This is a genomic window from Mesorhizobium sp. P3_A2 (genome assembly GCF_056403115.1).
This window is the reverse complement of sequence record NZ_JBFUGC010000004.1, coordinates 71,865-96,389: the sequence shown is the minus strand read 5'-3', so window position 1 is coordinate 96,389 and position 24,525 is coordinate 71,865. Positions and strand designations below refer to the sequence as shown.

Below are 24,525 nucleotides of genomic sequence, written 5' to 3'. Positions count from 1 at the left end.
GCGGCCGGAGCCGCCCCGTAGGTTCTACTTGTCCTCGAAGCCGGTCAGCACGCCGACGGCGTTGATGCCGATCTCCTCGACGGCGTAACCGCCTTCCATGACGAACAGCGTCGGCAGGCCGAGTTTTGCGATGCGGCGGCCGATCTTCGGATAGTCGGGGCTTTTCAGCTTGAACTGGCTGATCGGGTCCTTCTCGAATGTGTCGACGCCGAGCGAGACGATGACGATATCGGGCGCGTAAGCGGAGAGCCTGGCGCAGGCGTCTTCGAGCGAGGCGTTCCAGCTATCCCAGTCGGTGCCAAAGGGCATGGGATAATTGACGTTGAAACCTTCGCCGGCACCGGCGCCGCGTTCATCGGCATGGCCGAGGAAGAAGGGATACTCGACCATCGGATCGCCGTGCAGGTTGAGAACCTGGACGTCGGCGCGGTCGTAGAAAATCTCCTGCGTGCCGTTGCCGTGGTGGTAGTCGACGTCGAGGATCGAAACGCGCTTGGCGCCCTGGTCGAGGAACCATTGCGCGGCCACGGCGGCGTTGTTGATGAAGCAATAGCCGCCCATGAAGCCGGCGCCAGCGTGATGGCCGGGCGGGCGGCAAAGCGCGAAGGCTGAGCGTTCGCCGCCCTTGACCAAAGCGGCTGCGGTCAGCGCCACGTCGTAGGAGGATTTGATGGCGGTCCAGGTGCCTTCGACGAAGGTGGCGCCGGCGTCGAAGGAATAGTAGCCGAGCAGAGCATCGACGCGCTCGGGCGGCACGTCGCCGCGCAGGCCGCGCGTCGGCCAGGTGAATGGCATGGCCGTGCCCTTGTGGCCTTCGGCGGTCCATCGCGGCCACACCGTCGGCAGGAAGTCGATATAGTCGGCTTTGTGGATGCGCTTGGCCGCGGTGAGATCATGCTCGACCGGTCCGATGATCGGCCCCAGCTTCTCGCTCTCGACCCGCGCCTTGATGAACTCGGCCCGCGACGGCTTTTCGAAACCGGGCACGATGGCAGATGTCACCAGTTCCATCTGGCCGGCATGGCCGGCATGAAGCGGCGAATAGACAGTCTTCATGAAATTCCTCTCGAAGTGCGAAATCAGTCAAGGTTGAGATAGGGGGTCACCAGAGCGAGCCACATGCGTTCCACATCGTCCTCGATAAGGTCGTATGTCTTGCGGTCCCGTTTCAGGCCCACGAGCCGGCAGGCGTGCCCGACATCCATCATCAGCACGCCGAGCCGGCTGGCGATCTTGTCTTCGAGCGCCGGGTTCACATGCTGCAGCCATGCGGCGTAGAGCGCGATGATCTGCTCGTCATATTCGTCCTGGATCGGCCTGAGATCGGCGTTGCCGGAGATGGCCTCGATCACCGGCATCAGGGTGGCGTTCTCGAGGTATATCCTGGAGGTATCGATGAAGAGCTTGCGCACTTCCTGGCGAAACTCGTCGCGGTTGGTGGGCGGCGCGACCTTGATGCGCCTGGCGATCACCTCGGGAAAGGATGACAGCCAGCGCCGGGCGAGGTCGAGCAGAATGGCCTCCTTGTTGGGGAAGTACTGGTAGAGCGACCCGACGGACAGGCCCGCACGCCGCGCAATGGCGAGCGTCGTCGGCGTCTTGGTTCCTTGCTCGCGCGTCAGTGTCAGCGCCGCGTCGAGGATCCTGTCGACCACCTTGCTCGACCGTTCCTGCCGCGGCTGTTTGCGCGGTTCGAGCGCCATCCTGGTTTCGCGGCTGAGATTGCGCTTCACGTCCCGATGCCCTCGTTCGCCCGTCCCAAGCGCCGCATGCTGTCCACAATACATTCGAAATTCGGCACGTTGACAAACGCGAATATTTAGTCGCATTCTTTTATCCACGCTGTTTTCGGAGATCACAAGGGGAATTTCAAAACAGCGCACTGGCATCAGTTTTCGTTCGATAGCGCCGCTCCAGCGGAGTGGCAGCTTGTCGGACAAGAGGGTTGTCGGTCTCAGTCAGTCGTCAAAAGCGCGGAGTCGCGATGTCTGTCACGGGTGCGGGTGCTGATCTGATCGTCATCAATGGTCGCGTGCGGACCATGGACGATGACAATCCCGCCGCCGAGGCCATTGCCGTCAGGGATGGCGCCATCATCGCCATCGGCAGCCGCGCCGCCATCGAAGCGCTCAAGGGACCGGCCACCAAGATGATCGACGCCAAGGGCGGTTCGGTGATCCCGGGGTTCATCGAAGCCCACATGCATCTGTTCTCGGGCGGGGCCGAGCTCGCGCATCTTCAGCTTGGCGGCATCCACGGGTTCGAGGCGCTGCAAAGTGCGATCCGCGATTATGCATCGACACGGCCCGAGGCGAAAATGCTGGTCGGGCAGGGCGTCGACTACACCGTGCTGGGCGAAGAGCGGGTGACGCGCCATCATCTCGACGCCATCTTGCCGGATCGCCCTTTCTGCATGGCGGCGCCCGACCACCACACGATGTGGGCCAACACCAAAGCGTTGGAGATGGCCGGCATTCTGCAGGGACGCACGCTCGGTCCGGGCAACGAGATCGTCACGGGCGAGGACGGCCTGGCTGCCGGTGAATTGCGCGAGGGCGAAGCGTTCGGCCCAGTGCTCGACCTTACCGGCGAAAGCCGGGTGCGGCTGGGCCTGTCGACGGGCGGTGAGCCCGATCCGATGCCGTCGGCCGCCGAGCGCACTGCTGACCGCGACATTATGCGGCGCGGGCTTGCCTGGTGCGCGCGCCACGGCATCACCTCGATCCAGAACATGGATGGCAATCTCTACCAGCTCGAACTGCTGGCCGAGATCGAGGCGGAGGAGGGCTTGCCCTGCCGCGTCAAGATCCCGTTCCACTACAAGAATTTCATGACGCTCGACATGCTCGAGAAGGCGTCCGCGATGACCGAGCGCTACGACAGCGAGTGGCTGTCATCGGGCATGGTCAAGGTATTTTACGACGGCGTGCTCGATTCCTGGACGGCGGTTATGGTCGAGCCCTATGCCGACCGTCCTGACTGGGTCGGCGAGCCGCTGTTTACGCCGCAGCAATTCATCGATCTGGCCGTGGCCATCGACAAGCGCGGGCTGCAGATCGCCGTGCACTCGATCGGCGATGGCGCGGTGCGCGCGGTGCTCGACGGTTACCAGGCTGCGCAGAAGGCCAATGGCCGGCGCGACAGCCGACACAGGGTCGAGCACATCGAGGTCACCACCGCCGCCGACGTGCCGCGTTTCGCCGAACTCGGCGTCATCGCCTCGATGCAGCCGTCGCATCCGCCAGGCGCCATGGATTTTCCGCTGGAGCCGACCGTGTCGCGCATCGGGCGGGATCGCTGGCCGCTGAGCTATGCCTGGCGCACCTTGAAGGAAGCCGGCGCCCATGTCGTGTTCGCCTCGGACTGGCCGGTGGCGGCGATCGACCCGATCCTGAGCATTCAGGCGGCATTGCTGCGCAAACCATGGGCAGAAGGCGATCCGGACCAGAGTTTTTCGCTGCAGGAGGCGCTTGCCGCCTACACGATCGAGGGCGCCTATGCCGAATTCGCCGAGCAGCGCAAAGGCGTGCTGAAACCCGGCTACATGGCGGATCTGGTGGTTCTGTCGGCCGATATCGAGAAGACAGCGCCGGCCGAATTGCACAAGGTTCGCCCGGTGACGACGGTCTGTGGTGGAAAGGTCACCTACCAGGCCTGAATGGCATGCGGCTTGCGAGCCGATGAACTGACTGAACTGTGATTCAATGCCGGACTTGCCAACGTACCGGCCGTGTGGTCACATCGAACAGGGGAAAAACTCCGCCGACAAGAGCGGGGTCAACAGTGAGGCGTATCGTGCCGGACAAACCGGATCGGAATGCAATTGAAGTCGTAAACGTCAGCAAAATTTTCGGATCAGGAGAAGGGCAGGTCGCTGCCCTCGACACGGTCTCGGTATCCATCCGCGAGAACGAGTTCTTCACCCTGCTGGGACCATCCGGCTGCGGCAAGACCACGTTGCTGCGGCTGATTGCCGGCTTCGACTTTCCAACCGCCGGCGAAATCCTGCTTTACGGCCAGGACATTGCGCCGCTGCCGCCGTTCAAGCGGCCGGTCAACACCGTCTTCCAGTCGTACGCGCTGTTCCCGCACATGACCGTCGCCGACAATATCGGCTTTGGCCTCGAAATGCTGGGCAAGCCGAAGGCCGAGATCAAGGCGCGCGTCGACACGATGCTGAAGCTGGTCAAGATGGAGGCGCTCGCGGGTCGCCGCACCAGCCAGATCTCCGGTGGTCAGCAGCAGCGCGTGGCGCTTGCCCGTGCGCTGGCGCCGCAGCCCAAGGTGCTGTTGCTCGACGAGCCGCTCTCGGCGCTCGACTACAAGCTGCGCAAGGAGATGCAGATCGAATTGAAGCGGCTGCAGCACGAGACCGGCATCACCTTCATCTTCGTCACCCATGACCAGGAAGAAGCGCTGACCATGTCGGACCGCATCGCGGTGATGTCGTCGGGCAAGATCCTGCAGGTCGGCTCGCCGCGCGACATCTACGACCGGCCGGCCGAGCGTTTCGTCGCCGATTTCATCGGCGAGTCCAACTTCCTCAAGGCCGATGTGGTCGGCGTGACCGCGGGCAGGGCGACGGTCAAGCTGTCGTCGGGAACGGAAATCCCGGCCTCGCTGCCGGACGGTTTCAGCCCCAGCGGCAAGGTCACCATCGTCGTGCGGCCCGAACATGCGCAGCTGGGCGCGGCGAGCCCGAGCGCTTCGCTGTCAGGCACCGTCGAGAACATCGTCTATCTCGGCACCGACACGCACTTCCATCTGCGCCTTGCCGGTGGCGAGCCGTTCATCGTGCGGCGACAGAACAGCCGCGGCGCCGGCGACGGCATCGTGCAAGGCGGCCAGATCGGCATCATGATCGGCAGCGACGCCGCGCAAGTGCTGAAGGACTGATCATGGCGACCGCGGAAGAAGTCGCCAAGGCAGCGGAGCGGCGTGACGTGCGCGACCGCTGGCTGCTGTCAGCGCCGGCTTTGCTGGTGATTTTCCTCGCCGCGACCGGCCCGTTGCTGATCGTGTTGATCTACTCGTTCCTGACGCCCGGCCCCTATGGCGACGTGAAGTGGCAGTTTTCGCCCGATGCCTGGCTGTCGGTGTTCATGGAACGCGACATCTTCGACGATACGCTTTCGCTTGCGGCGGCGCATGTCACCATTTTCTGGCGCTCGATCAAGCTCGCGGTGGTGACGACCATCGCCACTTTGGCGCTCGGGTTTCCCACCGCCTATTTCATGGCGACGCGCAGCGAGAAGACCAGGGATCTCTGGCTGTTCCTGATCACCATTCCGTTCTGGACCAACCTTCTGATCCGCACCTTTGCCGTGCTGCAGATCATCCGCAACGAAGGCATCATCAACACCATCCTCATCAAGTTCGGCATCGTCTCGGCGCCGGTGCAGATCCTCTACACCGACACCGCGATCCTGATCGGCATGGCCTATGTCTATCTGCCGCTGATGGTGCTGCCGATTTATGCCAGCATGGAGAAGCTCGATTTCCGGCTGGTCGAGGCGGGCTACGATCTCTACGCGACACGCTTCAAGGTGCTGCGCAAGATTATCTTTCCGCTGGTCAAGCCCGGCGTCATCGCCGGCTCCATCCTGGTCTTCATCCCGGCCCTCGGCGCCTATGTGACGCCGAGCGTGCTTGGCGGCGGCAAGAATATGATGCTGTCCAACCTGATCGAACTGCAGTTCGGACAGGGCCGCAACTGGCCGCTCGGCTCGGCGCTGTCGATCACGGTGATGATCATCGTCATGGTGGCGCTGCTTGCCTATGTGCGCAATGCCGGCAAGTCGGGAGTGCGGCATGGCTAGCAACTTTTCCATCAAGCACCAGACCGGCTTCACGGCGATCGCCGCGACCTGTTTCATCGTGCTCTATCTGCCGATCATCGTGCTGGTCGCCTACGCCTTCAATGCGGCGAACTCGACGTCCGAATGGGGCGGCTTTTCGATGCGATGGTTCCAGTCGGCGTGGCAGAACGTGCAAGTCATCGACGCAACGCTGCGCTCGTTCCAGATCGGCGCCACCGCGGCAGTGCTGTCGACCATCTTTGCCACCATGGCCGCGCTCGCCACCACGCGCACGGCGCCCTATCCAGGCCTCACCTTCAAATATGCGGCGATCAACCAGCCACTGATGGTGCCCGAGATCGTCACCGGCGTGGCGCTGCTGATCTTCTTCTCGCGCATCAAAATCTTCACCGGCTATTCCGGCCTCGGCTATCTGATCGCCGCGCATACGGCCTTCTGCATTCCGTTCGCCTATTTGCCGATCCGGGCGCGGCTGGAGAACATGGATCTGACGCTGGAGCGCGCCGCAGCCGATCTCTACGCGACGCCGTGGAAGACTTTCCGCCGCATCACGCTGCCGCTTTTGTGGCCCGGCATCCTGGCCGGTCTGATGCTGGCCTTCGTCATCTCGCTCGATGACGTCGTCATCACCGAGTTCGTCAAATCCGGCGGGCAGGACACGCTGCCCACCTACATGCTCGGCCAGATCCGCCGCGGCATCACGCCTGAGATCAACGCGATATCGACCGCCTTCCTGCTGCTTTCGGTCGCGATCGTCACGTTGTTTTTCTTCGTCAGCAGGAAACGAGACTGAACCGACAATAATGGGAGTTAAAACCATGAACTGGAAGACAACGACGGCCGCCATGGGGTTGGCGCTGCTCGCAACGACGGGCCTGGCCCGCGCCGATGGCGAGCTGAACATCTACAATTGGGGCAACTACACCAGCCCCGACGTGATCAAGAAGTTCGAAGCCAAATACAACATCAAGGTGACCATCACCGACTACGATTCCAACGACACGGCGCTCGCCAAGGTGCGCCAGGGCGGCACCGGCTTCGACATCGCAGTCCCGTCGCAGACCTACGTGCCGATCTGGATCAAGGAAGGCCTCGTCCAGGAGACCGATCCGGGCAAGATGGAAAACTTCAAGAACGTAGCGCCGGAATGGGCCAATCCCGACTTCGACCCCGGCCGCAAATATTCGGTGCCGTGGGCGCTGGGCACCGTCGGTGTCGTCGTCAACACCGATGCCTACAAGGGACCGGCCGACTCGTGGGGCATCATCTTCAACACGCCGGACGAGTTGAAGGGCAAGACCAATGTCGTTCCCGAGATGAATGACGTCATCTTCGCGGCGATCAAATATGTCGGCGGCCAGCAATGCACCGATGACAAGACGGTGCTGAAGAAGGTGCGCGATACGCTTGTCGCGGCCAAGCCGAACTGGATCGCCATGGAATACAACACCATCGAGAAGATGGGCGCCGGCGACTTCAAGGCGACCAGCGACTGGAACGGTTCGGCGTTGCGCCAGCGGCTGGCCAATCCGGCCATCCACTACAATTATCCAAAGGAAGGCTACGGCCTATGGAGCGACAACGTCGTCGTTCTGAAGGAAGCCAAGAACGTCGAGAACGCCAAGCTGTTCCAGAACTTCATCATGGATCCGGAAAACGCGGCCGGCCTCTCGGCCTTCCACCGCTACGCCAATGCCATCACGGGCTCGGACAAGTACATGCCGGCCGATATGAAGGACGCGCCGGAGGTTGTCATTCCGGAGGCTGCGAAGGCACAGGGCGAATTCCAGAAGATGTGCGCACCGGAAATCCAGGACATCTACACCAAGATCTGGACCGAACTGCAGAAGTAACCGCTTCTTGAGAGACCCGGCGGTCTTTCTCGCCGGGTCTCTTCTTTTCCGGAATGGCTTTCATGGACTCCTATCGCAACAGCGATCCGCGGCCGCCGATCATGCAAGGGTCGCCGCCGCAAATGGTATTGCCGAAACTTGATTGGGACCGGCCGCCATGGAATCGCTGGGCCTTCCAGCATATCCGTGAACTCCTGCCGACCATCGAGGTCTGGCGCGGCACCGGCCATCGCCATCGTCTCGAACGGGCAGAGACCGATCTCGATGCGCTGCCGGTGGAGGACAGTGAGGGTCGCCCGACAACGCTCGCCGGCCTGCTCGACGAGACCTATGCGGACGGCTTCCTGGTGCTCAAACACGGCAAGGTCGCTTACGAGCGCTACTTCAACGGCATGGACGAGCGCACGCTGCACCTGTCGCAGTCGATGGCTAAGTCGGTGACCGGCACTGTGTTCGGCATTCTGGTCGGGCGCGGCCTGATCGATCCGGCCAAACCGGTGACCGCCTATCTGCCGGAACTCGGTGAGACCGGCTGGGCCGGCGCCAGCGTGCAGCATGTGCTCGACATGACCACCGGCGTGCGCTTTTCCGAGGAATATACCGACCGCTATTCCGACATCGGCCAGGTCGATGTCGCCACCGGCTGGAAGCCGGTGCCGCCGGGCAGCGATCCGAACTTCCAATGGCCGTCACATCTGTTCGAACTGATCCTGCGGCTGAAGGACAAGGTGCGGCCGCACGGCGCCGCGTTCGAGTACCGCTCGATCGAAACCGATGTGCTGGCCTTCATCATGGAACGGGTGACCGGCAAGCGGCTGGCGCAACTGGTCTCAGAGGAACTCTGGCAAAAGCTTGGCGCCGACGAGAGCGCCTGCTTCACCGTCGACAGCGCCGGCTATGCGCTGGCCGATGGCGGTTTCAACGCGACGCTGCGCGACTACGCCCGCTTCGGCCAGCTGATCCTCGACAATGGCCGCGGCATCGTACCCGCCGACTGGATTGCGGCGACGCGCAATGGCAGGCATGGACCGGATTTCAATCCGAGCCTGCCGGAAGGCAGCTACCGCAACCAGTTCTGGATCGAGAATCCGCGCTCGCGCGCGCTGATGTGCCGGGGCGTGTTCGGGCAGATGATCCATATCGACTGGGACACCAGCATGGTCGTGGTCAAGCTTTCGACCTATCCGGATTTCAGCAATGTTGCCTATTCGGTGGCGACGCTGAAGGCCGTGCACGCCATCGCCAAGGCGCTTGGCTGAAACCACACAAACCATCCCTTTGAGGAAACGTTCATGACCGGCAAGACCGCGTTCGACACCCGCTACGGCTTTGCCCGTAACGAGGTGCTGCTTTCCAACTGGCGCGAAAACCCGTTCAACCGCTGGTCGTTCCAGAACCTAGGTGAACTGGTGCCGACCGCTCCCGTGGCGGCCACGCCTGGAAATGTCGAGGCGCCGGTGCGGGACATGAGCGGCCTGCTTGGCGAAAAGGTCTCCGTCGCCGGCGCGCCGGAGACGGTGGCTGAATTCCTGGCGCGCTCGAGCAGCGACGCGCTGACGGTGATGAAGGGCGGCAAGGTCATCGGCGACTGGTTCGCGCCGCATATGGATTTCGGCGCTCGTCACATCATCTTCTCGATCAGCAAGTCGGTCACCGCCATCATCGCCGGTATACTGGAGGGCGAGGGCGTGTTCGACCCGGAAGCGCCGGTGACACAGTATATCCCGGAAGCCACCGGTTCGGCCTATGGCGATGCAAGCTGCCGGCACGTACTTGACATGAGCGTCAGCCTCGATTTCGAGGAGGCCTATCTCGATCCGGAAAGCGCTTTTGCGCGCTACCGCCGCGCGACGCTGTGGAACCCGGGCGGTGGCACGGAAAGCCTGCGCGAATTCATCCTGACCTTGCAGCGGCTCGAAGAACCGCATGGCAAGACCTTCCGCTACCGCTCGCCCAATTCCGATCTGCTCGGTATCCTGCTGGAGAGCGCTTCGGGACAGCGCTTCCCGGACCTGATGCGCGAGAAACTGTGGCTGCCGCTCGGCGCCGTCAGCGAGGCCTCGATCGGCGTCGACATGGAAGGCACGGCACGCACCGCCGGCGGCATTTCGGTGACGCCGCGCGATCTCGCACGCATCGGCGAGATGATGCGGCAAGACGGTGTGGCCAATGGCCGGCGCATCGTGCCGGAGGCCTGGGTGCGCGACACGGTCGTTACCGGTGGCAGTGCGGAGGCCTGGCAGCGCGGCACCATGGTGCATCTGTTACCGAAGGGCCGGTATCGCAACAAATGGTACCAGACGGGGCACGAAAACGGCGCCTATTGCGGCATCGGCATCCATGGCCAATGGCTCTACGTCGACCCGAAGACGGAAGTTGTGATTGCAAAAATGGGGTCGCAGCCGGTGCCTGAGGACCATGCGCTCGAACGAGAGATCGTTGCCTTCTTTGAAGCGCTGAGCCGGATAGTCTGATCCTCCGCAAACGCCAAGTTAGCGCTCGCTTTCCTGTGGACCTCTCGCGCCGGTGAAAGAGCGACGGTTGGCGGACTGGATGTCAGCGCCTATGGTCGCCGCTCTTTTTGAAGAGAGCAGGAACGACATGGCATCCGACATCAAGCGCATCGCAGCCATCATCGCGGCCGAGATCGGCGCGCGGCCGGAACAGGCGGCGGCAGCCATCGGGCTGCTCGATGAGGGGGCGACGGTTCCGTTCGTGGCGCGCTATCGCAAGGAAGTCACTGGCGGCCTCGACGACACGCAATTGCGCGACCTTGCCGAGCGGCTGGCCTATCTGCGCGAACTCGACGCGCGCCGCGACACCATCCTCGGTTCGATCCGCGAGCAGGGAAAGCTGACCGAGGAGCTTGAAGCCAAGATCGTAGCTGCCGTCACCAAGGCGGAGCTGGAAGACATCTATCTGCCCTACAAGCCCAAGCGCCGCACCAAGGCGGAGATCGCCCGGGAGCGCGGGCTGGGGCCGCTGGCTGAGGCGATCCTCGCCAACCGTTCGTTGGTGCCCGCCGAGGCAGCGCTGGCCTATGTCACCGAGGAAGTGGCTGACACCAAGGCAGCACTCGAAGGTGCGCGCGACATACTGTCGGAGCAATTCGCGGAAAATGCCGATCTGGTCGGCAAGTTGCGGACCTACATGAAGGAGCGCGCCTTCATGCGTGCCCGTGTCGTCGACGGCAAGCAGGAGGCGGGGGCGAAATTCTCCGACTATTTCGACCATGTCGAACGCTGGGCCAATGTGCCTAGCCATCGCGCGCTGGCGATGCTGCGTGGCCGCAACGAAGAAGTGCTGTCGCTCGACATTGAGGTCGACGCCGACGATGCCTCGCCGGTGAAGCCGGTCGAACGGATGATCGCCAATGCCTATGCGATCGGCGCCAGCCTGCCGGGCGACCGTTGGCTGATGGAGGTCGCGGGCTGGACGTGGCGCATAAAACTGTCGCTGCATTTGACGCTCGACCTGATGCGCGATCTGCGCGAGCGGGCGGAGGAAGAGGCGATCCATGTCTTTGCCCGCAACCTGAAAGATCTGCTGCTGGCAGCGCCCGCCGGTTCGCGGCCGACCATGGGGCTCGATCCCGGCATCCGCACCGGCGTCAAGGTCGCGGTGGTCGACGGCACCGGCAAGCTGGTGGCGACGACGACGGTCTATCCGTTCCCGCCGCGGAACGATGTGCGCGGCACGCAGGTCGAACTCGCCGCACTCATCCGCCAGCACAAGGTCGAGCTGATCTCGATCGGCAACGGCACCGGCAGCCGCGAGACGGAAAAACTGGTTGCCGACATGCTGTCCGATATGCCGGCCGGTGCAGGCCCGAAGCCGCTCAAGGTCATCGTCAGCGAGGCCGGCGCTTCGGTCTATTCGGCTTCGGCCACGGCGGCAGCGGAGTTCCCGGGCCTCGACGTGTCGTTGCGCGGCGCGGTGTCGATTGCCAGGCGCTTGCAGGATCCGCTCGCCGAACTGGTCAAGATCGAGCCGAAGTCCATCGGCGTCGGCCAATACCAGCACGATGTCGACCAATACCGTCTCGGCCGTTCGCTGGAAGCGGTGGTGGAGGACGCGGTCAATGCCGTCGGCGTCGATCTCAACACCGCCTCGGCGCCGCTTTTGGCGCGTGTTTCAGGGCTTGGAGCGTCGCTCGCCGATGCCATCGTCGCGCATCGCGATGCGACCGGACCGTTCGCCAGCCGCAAGGAGCTGCTCAAGGTGGCGCGGCTCGGGCCGCGCGCGTTCGAACAGTCCGCCGGCTTCCTGCGCATTGCCAATGGCAGCGAGCCGCTCGACGCTTCGTCCGTGCATCCGGAAGCCTATGGCGTGGCCAAGAAGATCGTCGCCGCCTGTGGCCGCGATGTGCGCGCGCTGATGGGCGACAGTGCAGCCCTCAAGGCGCTCGACCCACGCGTCTTCGTCGACGAACGCTTCGGTCTGCCGACCGTGCGCGACATCATTGCCGAGCTGGAAAAGCCCGGCCGCGACCCACGTCCCGGTTTCAAGACGGCGACCTTCGCCGACGGAGTCGATGACATCAAGGATCTGAAGCCCGGCATGCTACTCGAAGGCACCGTCACCAACGTCGCCGCCTTCGGCGCCTTCGTCGATATCGGCGTGCACCAGGACGGACTGGTGCATGTCTCGCAACTGGCCGATCGCTTCATTAAGGATGCGCATGAGGTGGTGAAGGCCGGCGATGTGGTGAAGGTGCGCGTGGTCGATGTCGACATCAAGCGCAAGCGCATTGCGCTCTCCATGCGCAAGGATGGCGGCGAGGGCGGTGCCTCGAAAGGGCCGCGCGACAATGGCGGCGGGAAGCCGGCGCCACGTTCGCCAGCTCCGCAGCGCCAGCCCGCACGGCCTGCGCAACAAGGCGCGTTCGGCGCAGCGTTGGCCGATGCGATGAAGCGGAAGTAACTACCAGGCCAGAACAGCCGGCTCCTTGTCGACCCGACCCAGCAGCCAGTCGCGAAAGCTGGCGACCGGCGGGTGGCCGCGCTTGTCGTGCGGAACGACGAGATAGTAGGCACTGCGGCTCTGCATCGGCTGTCCCGGTGTCGGCACGAGCTGGCCGCGCTGCAACTCTCCCGCAATCAGGACCTGCGGCAGGAGCGCGACGCCAAGTCCGGCCATGCAGGCCTGGGCGACGGTGCCGAATTGCTCGAACTGCATGCCGGGGCCGGTCGGCGCGCTGAGGCCTTGCTCTTCGAACCATTCGCTCCAGGCGCCTGGACGTGTCGCCATGTGCAGCAGCGGCAGGCGGCTGATATCGGCCGCAGTGGTGATGGCGCGGCTGGCCAGAAATTCGGGCGAGACCACCGGCATCACGGTTTCGCGCATCAGAAGCGTGGAGTCGGCGTCCGGCCAGTCAGGCTGGCCATGATGGATGGCGGCGTCGAGCCGCTCGCGGGCGAAATCGAAACGGCCGATGCGGGTGACGAAATTGATGGTGATGTCGGGGTTCTTGGCGACAAAATCCGGGATCAACCGCATCAGCCAGCGCGTGCCGAAGGTTGGCAATATGGCAAGGTTCAGCATGCCACTATGCCGATTGCTCATCAATCCCAGCGCTGCATCGCGCAACTGGCCAAGTGCTGCGCGCACCGCCTCGGCGTAGATTTCACCCGCCGTGGAAAGCCTGACATTGCGGCTGTCGCGCTCGAAGAGCCTGCGGCCGAACTGCTCTTCCAACATGCTGATTTGCCGGCTGACAGCGCCCTGGGTCAGGTCAAGTTCCTGGGCGGCGGCGGTGAAAGAACCAAGACGGGCCACCGCCTCGAAGGCGGCAAGGGCGCTGGTGCTCGGCAAAAGGCGGCGCTGGACGTTCATAACCCATTACTAAACCTCATTGATCGGTGATGCAATTTCGTTTGATTTTTGCGAGGCAGAGGCGGATAAGCCCGGGCAATCAAGATTTTCGCTGGGAGAGACCGAGCCATGGCCGCCGACAAAAACGCGTTCGTCTGGGAAGACCCTTTCCTGATCGAGAACCAGCTTTCGGAGGACGAGCGCATGGTGCGCGATGGCGCTGCGGCGTTCGCGGCCGACAAGCTGGCGCCGCGCATCGAGGAGGCCTATCTTGAGGAAAAGACCGATGCCGGCATTTTTCGCGAGATGGGCGAGGCCGGCCTGCTCGGCATCACCATCCCCGAGGAATATGGCGGGCTCGGCGCCAACTATGTGACCTACGGGCTGGTGGCGCGCGAGGTCGAGCGTGTCGATTCCGGCTATCGCTCGATGATGTCAGTGCAGTCGTCGCTGGTGATGTATCCGATCCATACCTATGGCTCCGAGGCGCAGCGCAAGAAATACCTGCCGAAGCTCGCTTCGGGCGAATGGATCGGCTGCTTCGGCCTGACCGAGCCGGATGCCGGTTCCGATCCCGGCGGCATGAAGACCCGGGCCGAGAAGACGGCGAACGGCTACAAACTTTCCGGCTCCAAAATGTGGATCTCCAACGCGCCGATCGCCGACGTGTTCGTCGTTTGGGCGAAGCTCAAGGGCGAGAACGGCAAGGACGAAATCCATGGCTTCGTGCTGGAAAAGGGCATGAAGGGGCTGTCGGCGCCCAAGATCGGGGGCAAGCTGTCGCTGCGGGCTTCGATCACTGGCGAGGTGGTGATGGAAGGCGTCGAGGTCGGCGAAGATGCGCTGCTGCCCAACGCCAGGGGGCTTGGCGGCCCATTCGGCTGCCTCAACCGCGCCCGCTATGGTATTTCCTGGGGCGCGATGGGCGCCGCCGAGGATTGCTGGCACCGCGCGCGGCAGTATGGCCTCGACCGCAAGCAATTCGGCAAGCCGCTCGCTGGCACGCAGCTCTTCCAGAAGAAGCTCGCCGACATGCAGACCGAGATCGCTCTGGGCCTGCAGGGTTCTCTGCGCGTCGGCCGGCTGATGGACGAAGGCAAGATGGCGCCGGAGATGATCTCGATCGTCAAGCGCAACAATTGCGGCAAGGCGCTCGACATCGCCCGCCAGGCCCGCGACATGCATGGCGGCAACGGCATCCAGATCGGCTATCACGTAATGCGCCACGCGCAGAATCTGGAGACGGTCAACACCTATGAAGGCACGCACGACGTGCACGCGTTGATCCTCGGCCGGGCGCAGACGGGCATCCAGGCGTTCTTCTGAGCCGGCTTCGGCTGCTTAAATTAGGTGCACCGCAACATCTGTGCTTGGAGAATGCCCGGCAGATGTGTCAGGGTTCGGCGAATTTGTTTGAAACGCCGATCTCCGGGGCCCCATGGCAATTCTGGCAGCCGTCTACCACCTGACCCACTATAAATACGACCGGCCTGTGGTTCTCGGGCCCCAGGTCATCAGGCTGCAGCCGGCGCCGCATTCCCGCACCAAGGTGCTCAGCCATTCGCTGAAGGTCGGGCCGGCAAATCACTTCGTCAATCTGCAGCAGGACCCTTACGGCAATTTCCTTGCCCGGTTCGTCTTTCCCGAACCGGTGACGGAGCTGAAGATCGAGGTCGATCTGGTTGCCGACATGACGGTCTACAATCCATTCGATTTCTTCGTCGAGCCGGCGGCCGAGACCTTCCCGTTCGACTATCCGGAAGAGATCAGGGACGATCTCGCCATCTACCGCACGCCGGAATCGGCGGGGCCGCTGCTGTCCGCCTTTCTGAAAACCATTGACCGCAGCCCGACCAACACCGTCAATTTCGTTGTCGACCTCAATGCGCGGCTGCAGCGCGAGATCGCTTATATCGTGCGAATGGAAACCGGTGTCTTCTCGCCGGAGGAGACGCTGGCCGCGAAAAAAGGCTCGTGCCGGGATTCGAGCTGGCTGCTGGTGCAGATCCTGCGCAACCTCGGCATCGCCGCGCGTTTCGTCTCCGGCTATCTGATCCAGCTCAAGCCCGATCTCGTCGCGCTCGATGGCCCGGCCGGAACCGCGGTCGACTTCACCGATCTGCACGCCTGGTGCGAGGTCTATATTCCGGGCGCCGGCTGGATCGGCTTCGACCCGACCTCGGGCCTGCTCACCGGCGAAAGCCATGTGCCGCTGGCGGCAACGCCGCATTTCCGCAATGCGGCGCCGATTTCCGGCATGGCGAGCTTCGCCAATGTCGAGTTCGGCTTCGACATGCGGGTCGACCGCATCGCCGAACATCCGCGCATCACCAAGCCGTTTTCGGATGAAAGCTGGCAGGCGCTGGATGCGCTGGGCAACAAGGTCGACGCAGCACTCCAGGCCGGCGACGTCAGGCTGACCATGGGCGGCGAGCCGACCTTCGTCTCCATCGACGATTTCGAGTCGGCCGAGTGGAACACCGCCGCCGTCGGCCCGACCAAGCGCGAAAAGGCCGATGCGCTTATCCGCAAGCTGCGTGAACGCTTCGCACCGGGCGGTTTCCTGCATTATGGCCAGGGCAAATGGTACCCTGGCGAAAGCCTGCCACGCTGGACCTTCTCGCTTTACTGGCGCACCGACGGTCAGCCGGTGTGGAGCGACCCGTCGCTGATCGCGCGCGAAAAGAGCGACGCAAAGGTCGGACCGCAGCAGGCCGAAAGCCTGCTGACGGCAATCGCCGGTGAACTTGGCATCGACAAGGCGATGGTCAGCGAAGCCTATGAGGACCCGGCCGAATGGCTGCTCAAGGAAGGCAAACTGCCCGACAATGTCGACCCGTCCAACTCCAAGCTGGAAGATCCGGAAGAGCGCAGCCGCATGGCGAAAGTCTTCGAGCGCGGGCTGACCAAACCGTCGGGCTATGTGCTGCCGGTGCAGCGCTGGAACAGCCAGGCATCCGGCCAGCGCTGGCGTTCGGAGAAATGGAAGACCAGGCGCGGGCGGCTGTTCCTGGTGCCGGGCGATTCGCCGGTCGGCTATCGCTTGCCGCTGGGAACGCTGCCTTACGTGCCGCCAGCACAGTTCCCCTATATCGTGCCGGTGGATCCGTCACTGCCGCGTGGACCGCTGCCGGCGCGGGAAGCGATCCTGCCTTCCGCCGCTCCGGCCGAACTGGAAGGCGCCGACGAAATGGCACGGCGCCAGCAGGCGATTTCGTTCACCGCGACGACCGGTCAGCAGGATCGGGTCGAGCAGGAGATCACCGAGATCGGCGGCGCGGTGCGCACGGCACTGTCGGTCGAACCGCGCGACGGGCGGCTCTGCGTGTTCATGCCGCCGGTCGAGGCGCTGGAAGACTATCTCGAACTGGTCGCAGCCGCCGAAAACGCGGCCAAGGCGATCGGCTTGCCCGTGCATATCGAAGGTTACGGGCCGCCGCACGATCCGCGCCTCAATGTCATCCGCGTGGCGCCCGATCCCGGTGTCATCGAGGTCAACATCCACCCGGCCGCAAACTGGCAGGATTGCGTGGTGACGACGACGGCGATCTATGAGGAGGCGCGGCAGACGCGGCTTGGCGCCGACAAGTTCATGATCGACGGCCGCCACACCGGCACCGGCGGCGGCAACCATGTGGTCGTCGGCGGCGCAACGCCCAATGACAGTCCGTTCCTGCGCCGGCCCGATCTCTTGAAGAGCCTGGTGCTGCAATGGCAGCGGCGTCCCTCGCTGTCCTATCTGTTTTCCGGTCTGTTCATCGGCCCGACGAGCCAGGCGCCGCGCTTTGACGAGGCGCGTCACGATTCGCTCTACGAGCTCGAAATCGCGATGGCGCAGGTGCCGCACCCGGACCAGGGCAATGCACCCTTGCCATGGCTGGTCGACCGGCTGTTTCGCAATCTGCTCACCGACGTCACCGGCAACACGCACCGCTCCGAAATCTGCATCGACAAACTGTTTTCGCCGGATGGGCCGACCGGGCGGCTTGGCCTGGTCGAGTTCCGCGGTTTCGAGATGCCGCCCAATGCGCGCATGTCGCTGGCTCAGCAATTGCTGGTGCGTGCGATCATCGCCCGCGCCTGGAAAAACCCGCTCGACGGCCGCTTCGTGCGCTGGGGTACCTCGCTGCATGATCGTTTCATGCTGCCGCATTATGTCTGGGCGGATTTCCTCGACGTGCTCGACGACCTCAAGCTCAACGGCTTCGAGTTCCGTCCCGAATGGTTCGACGCCCAGCTCGAATTCCGCTTTCCGTTCTGCGGCGAGGTCCAGCATGCCGGCATCAAGCTGGAACTGCGGCAGGCACTGGAGCCGTGGCATGTCATGGGCGAGCAAGGCGCCATAGGCGGCACCGTGCGCTTCGTCGATTCCTCGGTCGAACGGCTGCAGGTCAGGACCGAAGGCCTCAACCCGGAACGCCACGCGATTGTCTGCAACGGCCGCGTCGTGCCGATGAAGGTGACCGACAACCGCGAGGTCGCGGTGGCGGGTGTTCGCTTCAAGGCCTGGCAGCCGGCGTCGGGCCTGCATCCGGCGCTGCCGGTCAACACGCCGCTGGTCTTCGACATCTACGACCGCTGGTCGGGACGGGCGGTCGGCGGCTGCGTCTACCATGTCGCGCATCCCGGCGGGCGCAGCTACGACACCTTCCCGGTCAACGGCAATGAGGCCGAGGCGCGGCGTCTTGCCCGCTTCGAGCCGCGCGGCCACACGCCGTCGACCTATGTGCTGCGCAACGAAGAACCCTCTGAAGACTTCCCGATGACCCTTGACCTCAGGCGGCCACCCAGACTCTGATCAGCAATGGCAAAGGGGAATCAGAAAAAGATACGCGGCAAGCCGCTGAGGCACAGTCTGCTGGAGCACTACCAGCCGATTGATGGCGTCGTCGACGAGATGGTCGACGCCTCGGGCAATCCGCGTCCGGCTTGGGCGCCCTTCATCGAAGCGCTTGAGGAATTGGGTCCGGAAAAGCTCGGCCAGCGCTTTGCCCGCGCCGACCAGTATCTGCGCGACGCCGGCGTCTATTACCGCGTCTACGACAAGGCCGGCGCCAATGAGCGCGAATGGCCGCTGGCGCACATCCCGCTGCTGATCGAGGACAAGGAATGGGCCGAGATCAGCAGCGGCCTCGTCCAGCGCGCCGACCTGTTCGAGGAGATAGTCGCCGATATCTATGGGCCGAACCGGCTGATCGAGAAGGGCATCCTGCCGGCGGGATTGATTGCGGCGAGCCCTGAATATTTGCGGCCGGTCGCCGGCACCAGGCCGGCCAGCGGCCATTTCCTGCATTTTTGCGCCTTCGAGCTCGGCCGTGGTCCGGACGGAAGCTGGTGGGTGCTGGGCGACCGAACGCAGGCGCCGTCGGGCGCCGGCTTTGCGCTGGAAAACCGCGTCGCCACCACGCGCGCGCTGTCCGACATCTATGGCGAGATGCATGTGCATCGCCTGGCCGGCTTCTTCCGCCGCTTTCGCGATGCGCTGATCGGCATGGCCAAGGAGAATGACGGCCGCGTCGCCATCCTGACGCCGGGGCCGCTCAACGAGACCTATTACGAGCATGCCTATATCGCCCGCTATCTCGGCATCATGCTGCTCGAGGGCGAGGACCTGACCGTCTCCGGCGGCAAGCTGATGGTGCGCACGGTTTCCGGTCTGATGCCGATCAGCGTGCTGTGGCGGCGGCTCGATGCCGCCTTCGCCGATCCGCTGGAACTCAGACCAGACTCGCAGATCGGCACGCCAGGACTGGTCGAGGCGATCCGCCGCGGCGCTGTTTCGACGGTCAATGCGCTGGGTTCGGGTCTGATGGAAACCCGGGCGCTGCTCGCCTTCCTGCCCAAGATTTCGCGCGCATTGCGCGGCGAGGAGCTTCTCTTGCCCAGCGTCGCCACCTGGTGGTGCGGGCAAGACAGCGAACGCCGGCATGTGCTTGCCAATCTCGACCGCATGGTGGTCGGCCCGGCACTGTCGACGCGGCTTGCCTTCGAAGACGACGACCAGACCAGGCTCGGTTCGGCGCTGACGCCGGAAGAACGCACCGCACTGATTGCGCGCATCGAGAGCGACGGCGGCGGCTTCGTCGGCCAGGAAGCGGTGACGCTGTCGACGACGCCGGTCTATGTCGGCGGCTGGCTGGAACCACGGCCGGCGAGCCTGCGCGTCTATCTGGCGCGCACGCCGGAGGGCTGGACGGTGATGCCGGGTGGTTTCGCCCGCGTCGGCCTGTCGCTCGACCCAACGGCCATTGCCATGCAGCGCGGCGGCCAGGCGGCCGACGTCTGGGTGGTCAGCGACCGGCCGGTGGAACGCGAAACGCTGCTGCCGCAGGAGCATGACAGTTTTGCCCGCACCATGCCGGGCAGCCTGCCCAGCCGGGCTGCGGAAAACCTGACCTGGCTCGGCCGCTATATCGAGCGCTCTGAAGACACGGTGCGCATTCTGCGCGCCTATCATGTGCGGCTGGCCGAGACGTCCGATCCGGACATGCCGCTGCTCGTCGATGTCAGGGATTATGTAGAACCGTTCGGCATTGATCTCGAATCGGCCATTCCACCCGGATTGATCGGCACGCTCGACAGCGCCGTCTACAGCGCCGGACAGATCAGAGACCGCTTTTCGCCCGACGGCTGGCTGGCGCTCAAGGACCTGTCGAAGACAATCCACCAATTCGCAACGACGGTGGCGCCGGGCGATGATGCGACACGGGCGATGACGGTGATGCTGCGCAAGCTCGCCGGCTTTTCCGGCCTGCTGCATGAGAACATGTACCGTTTCACCGGCTGGCGTTTCCTCGAGATAGGCCGGCGCATCGAGCGCGGCATCCAGATTGCCCGCACACTTGCCCGTCTCACCCGCTCCGGCGCGCCGGACGGCTCGCTCGACATGATGCTGGAGATCGGCGACAGCGTCATGACCCATCGCCGGCAGTATCCGGTGCGGGCCGGGCGGCGCACGGTGATCGACCTTTTGGCGCTCGACCCGCTCAACCCGCGCTCGATCCTGTTCCAGCTCGAGAGGCTGAAGGCCGAGATCGGCCTGTTGCCGTCGGTTGGCCCGGAGGGGCACATGTCGGTGGCGGCCAAGGAAATCCTGCAGCTCAACACGGCAATTGCCGTCATGGAACCATCGGAGATGTCGGCGGAGGTGCTGGACGATCTCGCCACCGAGATCGGCAACCTCTACAACAGCCTCGCCAAAGCGTACTTCGGTTAACATGCTGTACGATATCAGGCTTCATCTCAGCTACGATTATGACGCCGCGGCCGGTGGCAGCCGGCATCAGGTGCGTGTTTTGCCGCAGACCATTGCCGGCATGCAGCGTGTGGTCGCAGCCTCGCTTTCGTTTGTGCCGACCCCGTCGGAGCGCACCGATTTTACCGATTTCTTCGGTAACAATGTTACCGCGATCGCCTTTCGCGATGTCCATGACGGGCTCGATATCAGAATGAGCGCGCGCGTGTCGGTGTCGCGGCCGGAGCCTGGGCTCGACGTGTCGCCCGACTTGCAGCGCCTGAGGGAAGAACTCGGCGCGGTGCGGTCACTGACGCCCGACGCACCGCATCACTTTCTCATGGCCAGCGATCATGCCGGCATCGATGCGGCGATCACCGCCTATGCACGCGGCAGCGCCAGCGGCTCGACGGTCGGCACGGCCATCGATCTGTGCAACCGCATCCACCGCGACTTCACCTATGATGGGGAAGCCACCACCGTTCATACCAGGGCCAGCGACGCCTTCCGTTTGAAGCGTGGCGTCTGCCAGGATTTCTCCCACATCATGATCGCCGGCTTGCGCGGGTTGGGCATTCCGGCCGGCTATGTCAGCGGCTTCCTGCGCACCATTCCGCCGAAGGGCAAGCCGCGGCTCGAAGGCGCCGACGCCATGCATGCTTGGGTCAAGGTGTGGTGCGGGCGCGATGCCGGCTGGCAGGAGTTCGACCCGACCAATGGCATGCGGGCCAGCAACGACCACATCACCGTCGGCTACGGCCGCGACTATTCCGACGTGGCGCCGATCGTCGGCGTGCTGAAAACCACCGGCGGACAGGTCGGCGACCAGGCCGTCGACGTCATTCCGGTTGCGCTGGAAAAGGTCTGACGGCGGAACCAGTGGCTTGTCCGGCGCTTATCTACGAGAAAATCTCGTGGAGCGGGCATGCTGGACAAATCCGGGGCGCCACCGGGCCGATCTGTTGCCGGACAGGGCGACGATGACACGCCGAGGAATGGCGCGCAGGCCTCTGCCGATCAGGCCTCGCTTACCTATGTCAGCGACAGTGAGCCGGGCATTCGCCGCCTGAAGGCGGGCGAGGGATTTTCGTACAAAGGCGTGAAGGGGCAGGCCGTGAGCGCGGGGGCCATCGCCCGCATCAAGGCGCTGGCCATTCCGCCAGCCTGGACGGATGTGTGGATCTCGCCCGATCCCGCCGGCCATATCCAGGCGACCGGCCGCGACCAGCGCGGGCGCAAGCAATACCGCTACCATCCGCTGTGGGCCGCGGAGCGTGACGGCGCCAAATATTCGAGCCTTGTCGCCTTTGCCGAAAGCCTGCCGGAATTGCGCCGCCGCATCGATGCCGATCTGCGCCGCCAGGGCCTGCCGGCCGAGCGCGTCGTGGCGGCAGTCGTCTGGCTACTCGACAACACGATGATCCGTGTCGGCAATGCAGCCTATGCCCGCGACAACAAGAGTTTTGGGCTGACGACCCTGCGGGACCGCCATGTCGATATCAAGGGGTCGAGCCTGCGCTTTGCCTTCAAGGGCAAATCGGGCAAGGAATGGAAATTGAAGCTTGTCGACCGCCGCATCGCTCGCGTCGTGCGCGGCGCGCAAGATATTCCGGGACAAAAGCTGTTCCAGTATCTGGACGAGGACGGCGCCCGGCATCCGGTGCGCTCCGACGACGTCAACCGCTACATACGCGATGCTGTCGGAGAAGACTTCAGCTCCAAGCATTTCCGCACCTGGGGCGGCACCATCCACGCTGCGTCGCTGTTTGCACAGACGGAACTTCCCGAAAGCCAGGCCGGGGTGAAGCGGGTGATGAATACCGTCATCGACAAGGTGGCCGAGCGGCTCGGCAACACGCGCGCCGTCTGCCGCAAATGCTACATCCATCCGCAGGTCTTCGAATCCTGGGCGCAGGGGCGTCTGCTCAGCGAAATGACTGAAGCCAACAAACGCAAGCGATCCATAGATGGCCTCGACGACGAAGAGGCGCTGGTGCTGCGGTGGCTGAAGGCAGGCGAAGGCTGAAAAATAGCCCTAACTTTTTTGTCGACGCCATGTCGGCATAGGCCCTACTGTTTCGTCCTTTGATACAGAAAAGGACGTCCCATGCTCTACGCTATCCTCTGCTATGCCTCCGAAGATGTCGTCTCCTCCTGGAGCAAGGCACAGGATGACGAGGTCATGGCGAAGCTGCTCAATGTGCAGCAGAAATATGCTGACGCCGGCCGGCTTGGCCCGGTGGCACGGCTTCTGCCCACCACCGCGGCGACGACGCTGCGCCAGGTCAAGGGCGAATCGGTGGTCATCGACGGCCCGTTTGCCGAGACCAAGGAACAGTTCCTCGGCTTCTACACGCTCGAATGCGCCGATCTCGATGAGGCCGTCGACTTCGCGCGCGAGCTTTCCGAGGTCAATCCGAGCGGCGGATCCTATGAGATCCGGCCGGTTTCCGTCTTCGACCCAACCAGAGTTTTGAAATGACCGACCTTTCCTGGATCAGCTCCGCGATCTCAGCCGCCCGCCCGCAGGCGATGGGCGCGCTGCTGCGCTATTTCCGCGATCTCGATACGGCGGAGGAGGCTTTCCAGGACGCGTGTCTCAGGGCACTCAAGAACTGGCCGCAGAACGGGCCGCCGCGCGATCCGGCGGCCTGGCTGATCTTTGTCGGCCGCAACAGCGGCATCGATGCGGTGCGCAAGCGCGCCAAGCAGGCGCCGATGCCGGAAGAGGACCAGATCTCGGACCTTGAGGATGCCGAGAGCGATATCGCCGAGCGGCTGGACGGCGCGCATTACCGCGACGACATATTGCGGCTCTTGTTCATCTGCTGCCATCCGGACCTGCCGGCGACGCAGCAGATTGCGGTGGCGCTGCGCATCGTCTCCGGGCTAACCGTCAAGCAGATCGCGCGCGCCTTCCTGGTTGGCGAAAGCGCCATGGAGCAGCGCATCACCCGCGCCAAGGCGCGCATTGCCGACGCCGGCGTGCCGTTCGAGACACCGGGCGCGGTCGAGCGCTCAGAGCGGCTCGCCGCTGTCGCGGCCATGGTCTATCTGATCTTCAACGAGGGCTATTCGATCAACAGCGGCGAAGCGCCGGCGCGCGCGCCGCTCTGCGAGGAGGCGATCCGGCTGGCGCGGCTGTTGCTCAGGCTGTTCCAGACCGAACCGGAGATCATGGGGCTGACGGCGCTGCTGTTGCTGCAGCATGCCCGTGCGCCGGCGCGTTTCGACGAGAATGGCGAGATCGTGTTGCTCGACGACCAGGACCGCAGTCTGTGGAGTCGCAAGATGATCGACGAAGGCCTGGCGCTGGTCGACAAGGCGCTGCGCCACCAAAAGCCCGGGCCCTATCAGGTGCAGGCGGCGATCGCGGCACTGCATGCGCGGGCGGCAACGCCTGAGGATACCGACTGGACCGAGATCGATCTGCTCTACAGCCTGCTGGAAAGGATGCAGCCATCGCCGGTGGTGACGCTGAACCGCGCGGTTGCGGTCGCCAAGGTGCGCGGCCCGGAAGCTGCCCTTGCCATGATCGAGCCGCTCGGCGAAAGGCTGTCCGGTTATTTCCACTTCTTTGGCCTCAAGGGCGGGTTGCTGATGCAACTTGACCGCGGCGAGGAGGCGCGTGTTGCCTTTGACCGTGCGATTGCTTTGGCCAATACGGCGGCGGAAGCCGCCCATATCCGCATGCATATCGACCGGTTGATGAAAGACGGCGCCGTGAAGGCCCCCGCGAAGACAGCGCACTGAAGACTGCTGGCTCAATCGTGCAATCCCGGCTTGGACCATGCCGGGGTGGCGA

18 protein-coding genes are annotated in these 24,525 nt (G+C 63.9%); 15 read left to right on the top strand and 3 right to left on the bottom strand.

Going from position 1 to position 24,525, the window contains the following annotated elements; all coding sequences use genetic code 11:
- Positions 1-24 precede the first annotated feature (24 nt).
- Both AC1DXM_RS10740 and AC1DXM_RS10735 read right to left on the bottom strand, forming a co-directional pair.
- On the bottom strand, positions 25-1,056 hold the full coding sequence (locus AC1DXM_RS10740) for a histone deacetylase family protein (RefSeq protein WP_477233019.1): 1,032 nt from the start codon (positions 1,054-1,056) through the stop codon (positions 25-27).
- A 23-nt stretch (positions 1,057-1,079) separates the two neighbouring features.
- Positions 1,080-1,940 (bottom strand): TetR/AcrR family transcriptional regulator, encoded by an 861-nt coding sequence (locus AC1DXM_RS10735; protein ID WP_477233018.1) that lies wholly within the window; start codon positions 1,938-1,940, stop codon positions 1,080-1,082.
- 44 nt (positions 1,941-1,984) lie between these two features.
- Here AC1DXM_RS10735 and AC1DXM_RS10730 point away from each other — a divergent pair, with 44 nt between their 5' ends.
- From AC1DXM_RS10730 to AC1DXM_RS10695, 8 genes are all read left to right on the top strand, one after another.
- Complete coding sequence (locus AC1DXM_RS10730) at positions 1,985-3,658, top strand: amidohydrolase (protein WP_477233017.1); 1,674 nt, start codon at positions 1,985-1,987, stop codon at positions 3,656-3,658.
- Positions 3,659-3,795: 137 nt separating this feature from the next.
- On the top strand, positions 3,796-4,896 hold the full coding sequence (locus AC1DXM_RS10725) for an ABC transporter ATP-binding protein (protein ID WP_477233016.1): 1,101 nt from the start codon (positions 3,796-3,798) through the stop codon (positions 4,894-4,896).
- Between the two features lie 2 nt (positions 4,897-4,898).
- A complete protein-coding gene (locus AC1DXM_RS10720; RefSeq protein WP_477233015.1) occupies positions 4,899-5,819 on the top strand; it encodes an ABC transporter permease in 921 nt (306 codons plus the stop codon).
- A complete protein-coding gene (locus AC1DXM_RS10715; RefSeq protein ID WP_477233014.1) occupies positions 5,812-6,612 on the top strand; it encodes an ABC transporter permease in 801 nt (266 codons plus the stop codon). Before AC1DXM_RS10720 ends, AC1DXM_RS10715 begins: the two co-directional genes overlap by 8 nt.
- 25 nt (positions 6,613-6,637) lie before the next feature.
- Positions 6,638-7,672, top strand: coding sequence for an ABC transporter substrate-binding protein (locus tag AC1DXM_RS10710; RefSeq protein WP_477233013.1), 1,035 nt, complete (start codon positions 6,638-6,640; stop codon positions 7,670-7,672).
- A gap of 62 nt (positions 7,673-7,734) precedes the next feature.
- The gene (locus AC1DXM_RS10705) at positions 7,735-8,931 is read left to right on the top strand and encodes a serine hydrolase domain-containing protein (RefSeq protein ID WP_477233012.1); all 1,197 of its coding nucleotides are present in this window, start codon (positions 7,735-7,737) and stop codon (positions 8,929-8,931) included.
- A gap of 33 nt (positions 8,932-8,964) precedes the next feature.
- Positions 8,965-10,146 (top strand): serine hydrolase domain-containing protein, encoded by a 1,182-nt coding sequence (locus tag AC1DXM_RS10700; protein ID WP_477233011.1) that lies wholly within the window; start codon positions 8,965-8,967, stop codon positions 10,144-10,146.
- 127 nt (positions 10,147-10,273) lie between these two features.
- The gene (locus AC1DXM_RS10695) at positions 10,274-12,595 is read left to right on the top strand and encodes a Tex family protein (protein WP_477233010.1); all 2,322 of its coding nucleotides are present in this window, start codon (positions 10,274-10,276) and stop codon (positions 12,593-12,595) included.
- On the opposite strand, the gene AC1DXM_RS10690 is transcribed toward AC1DXM_RS10695, so the two are convergent.
- Complete coding sequence (locus AC1DXM_RS10690; RefSeq protein WP_477233009.1) at positions 12,596-13,507, bottom strand: LysR family transcriptional regulator; 912 nt, start codon at positions 13,505-13,507, stop codon at positions 12,596-12,598.
- A gap of 108 nt (positions 13,508-13,615) precedes the next feature.
- Between AC1DXM_RS10690 and AC1DXM_RS10685 the strand changes: the two genes are divergently transcribed.
- The 7 genes from AC1DXM_RS10685 to AC1DXM_RS10655 all read left to right on the top strand — a co-directional run bounded on the left by AC1DXM_RS10685 (position 13,616) and on the right by AC1DXM_RS10655 (position 24,473).
- Positions 13,616-14,812, top strand: a complete 1,197-nt coding sequence (locus AC1DXM_RS10685; RefSeq protein ID WP_477233008.1) for an acyl-CoA dehydrogenase — start codon at positions 13,616-13,618, stop codon at positions 14,810-14,812.
- 112 nt (positions 14,813-14,924) lie between these two features.
- Positions 14,925-18,284 (top strand): transglutaminase family protein, encoded by a 3,360-nt coding sequence (locus AC1DXM_RS10680; RefSeq protein WP_477233007.1) that lies wholly within the window; start codon positions 14,925-14,927, stop codon positions 18,282-18,284.
- A 6-nt stretch (positions 18,285-18,290) separates the two neighbouring features.
- Positions 18,291-20,702, top strand: coding sequence for a circularly permuted type 2 ATP-grasp protein (locus tag AC1DXM_RS10675; protein WP_477233006.1), 2,412 nt, complete (start codon positions 18,291-18,293; stop codon positions 20,700-20,702).
- A 1-nt stretch (position 20,703) separates the two neighbouring features.
- Complete coding sequence (locus AC1DXM_RS10670; protein ID WP_477233005.1) at positions 20,704-21,588, top strand: transglutaminase family protein; 885 nt, start codon at positions 20,704-20,706, stop codon at positions 21,586-21,588.
- Positions 21,589-21,645: 57 nt separating this feature from the next.
- Entirely contained in the window at positions 21,646-22,746 is a 1,101-nt protein-coding gene (locus AC1DXM_RS10665; RefSeq protein WP_477233004.1) for a DNA topoisomerase IB, read from the top strand.
- 81 nt (positions 22,747-22,827) lie between these two features.
- The gene (locus AC1DXM_RS10660) at positions 22,828-23,202 is read left to right on the top strand and encodes a YciI family protein (protein ID WP_112559367.1); all 375 of its coding nucleotides are present in this window, start codon (positions 22,828-22,830) and stop codon (positions 23,200-23,202) included.
- The gene (locus tag AC1DXM_RS10655; RefSeq protein ID WP_477233003.1) at positions 23,199-24,473 is read left to right on the top strand and encodes an RNA polymerase sigma factor; all 1,275 of its coding nucleotides are present in this window, start codon (positions 23,199-23,201) and stop codon (positions 24,471-24,473) included. The genes AC1DXM_RS10660 and AC1DXM_RS10655 overlap by 4 nt, the downstream gene beginning before the upstream one ends.
- The last annotated feature ends 52 nt before the right edge of the window (positions 24,474-24,525 follow it).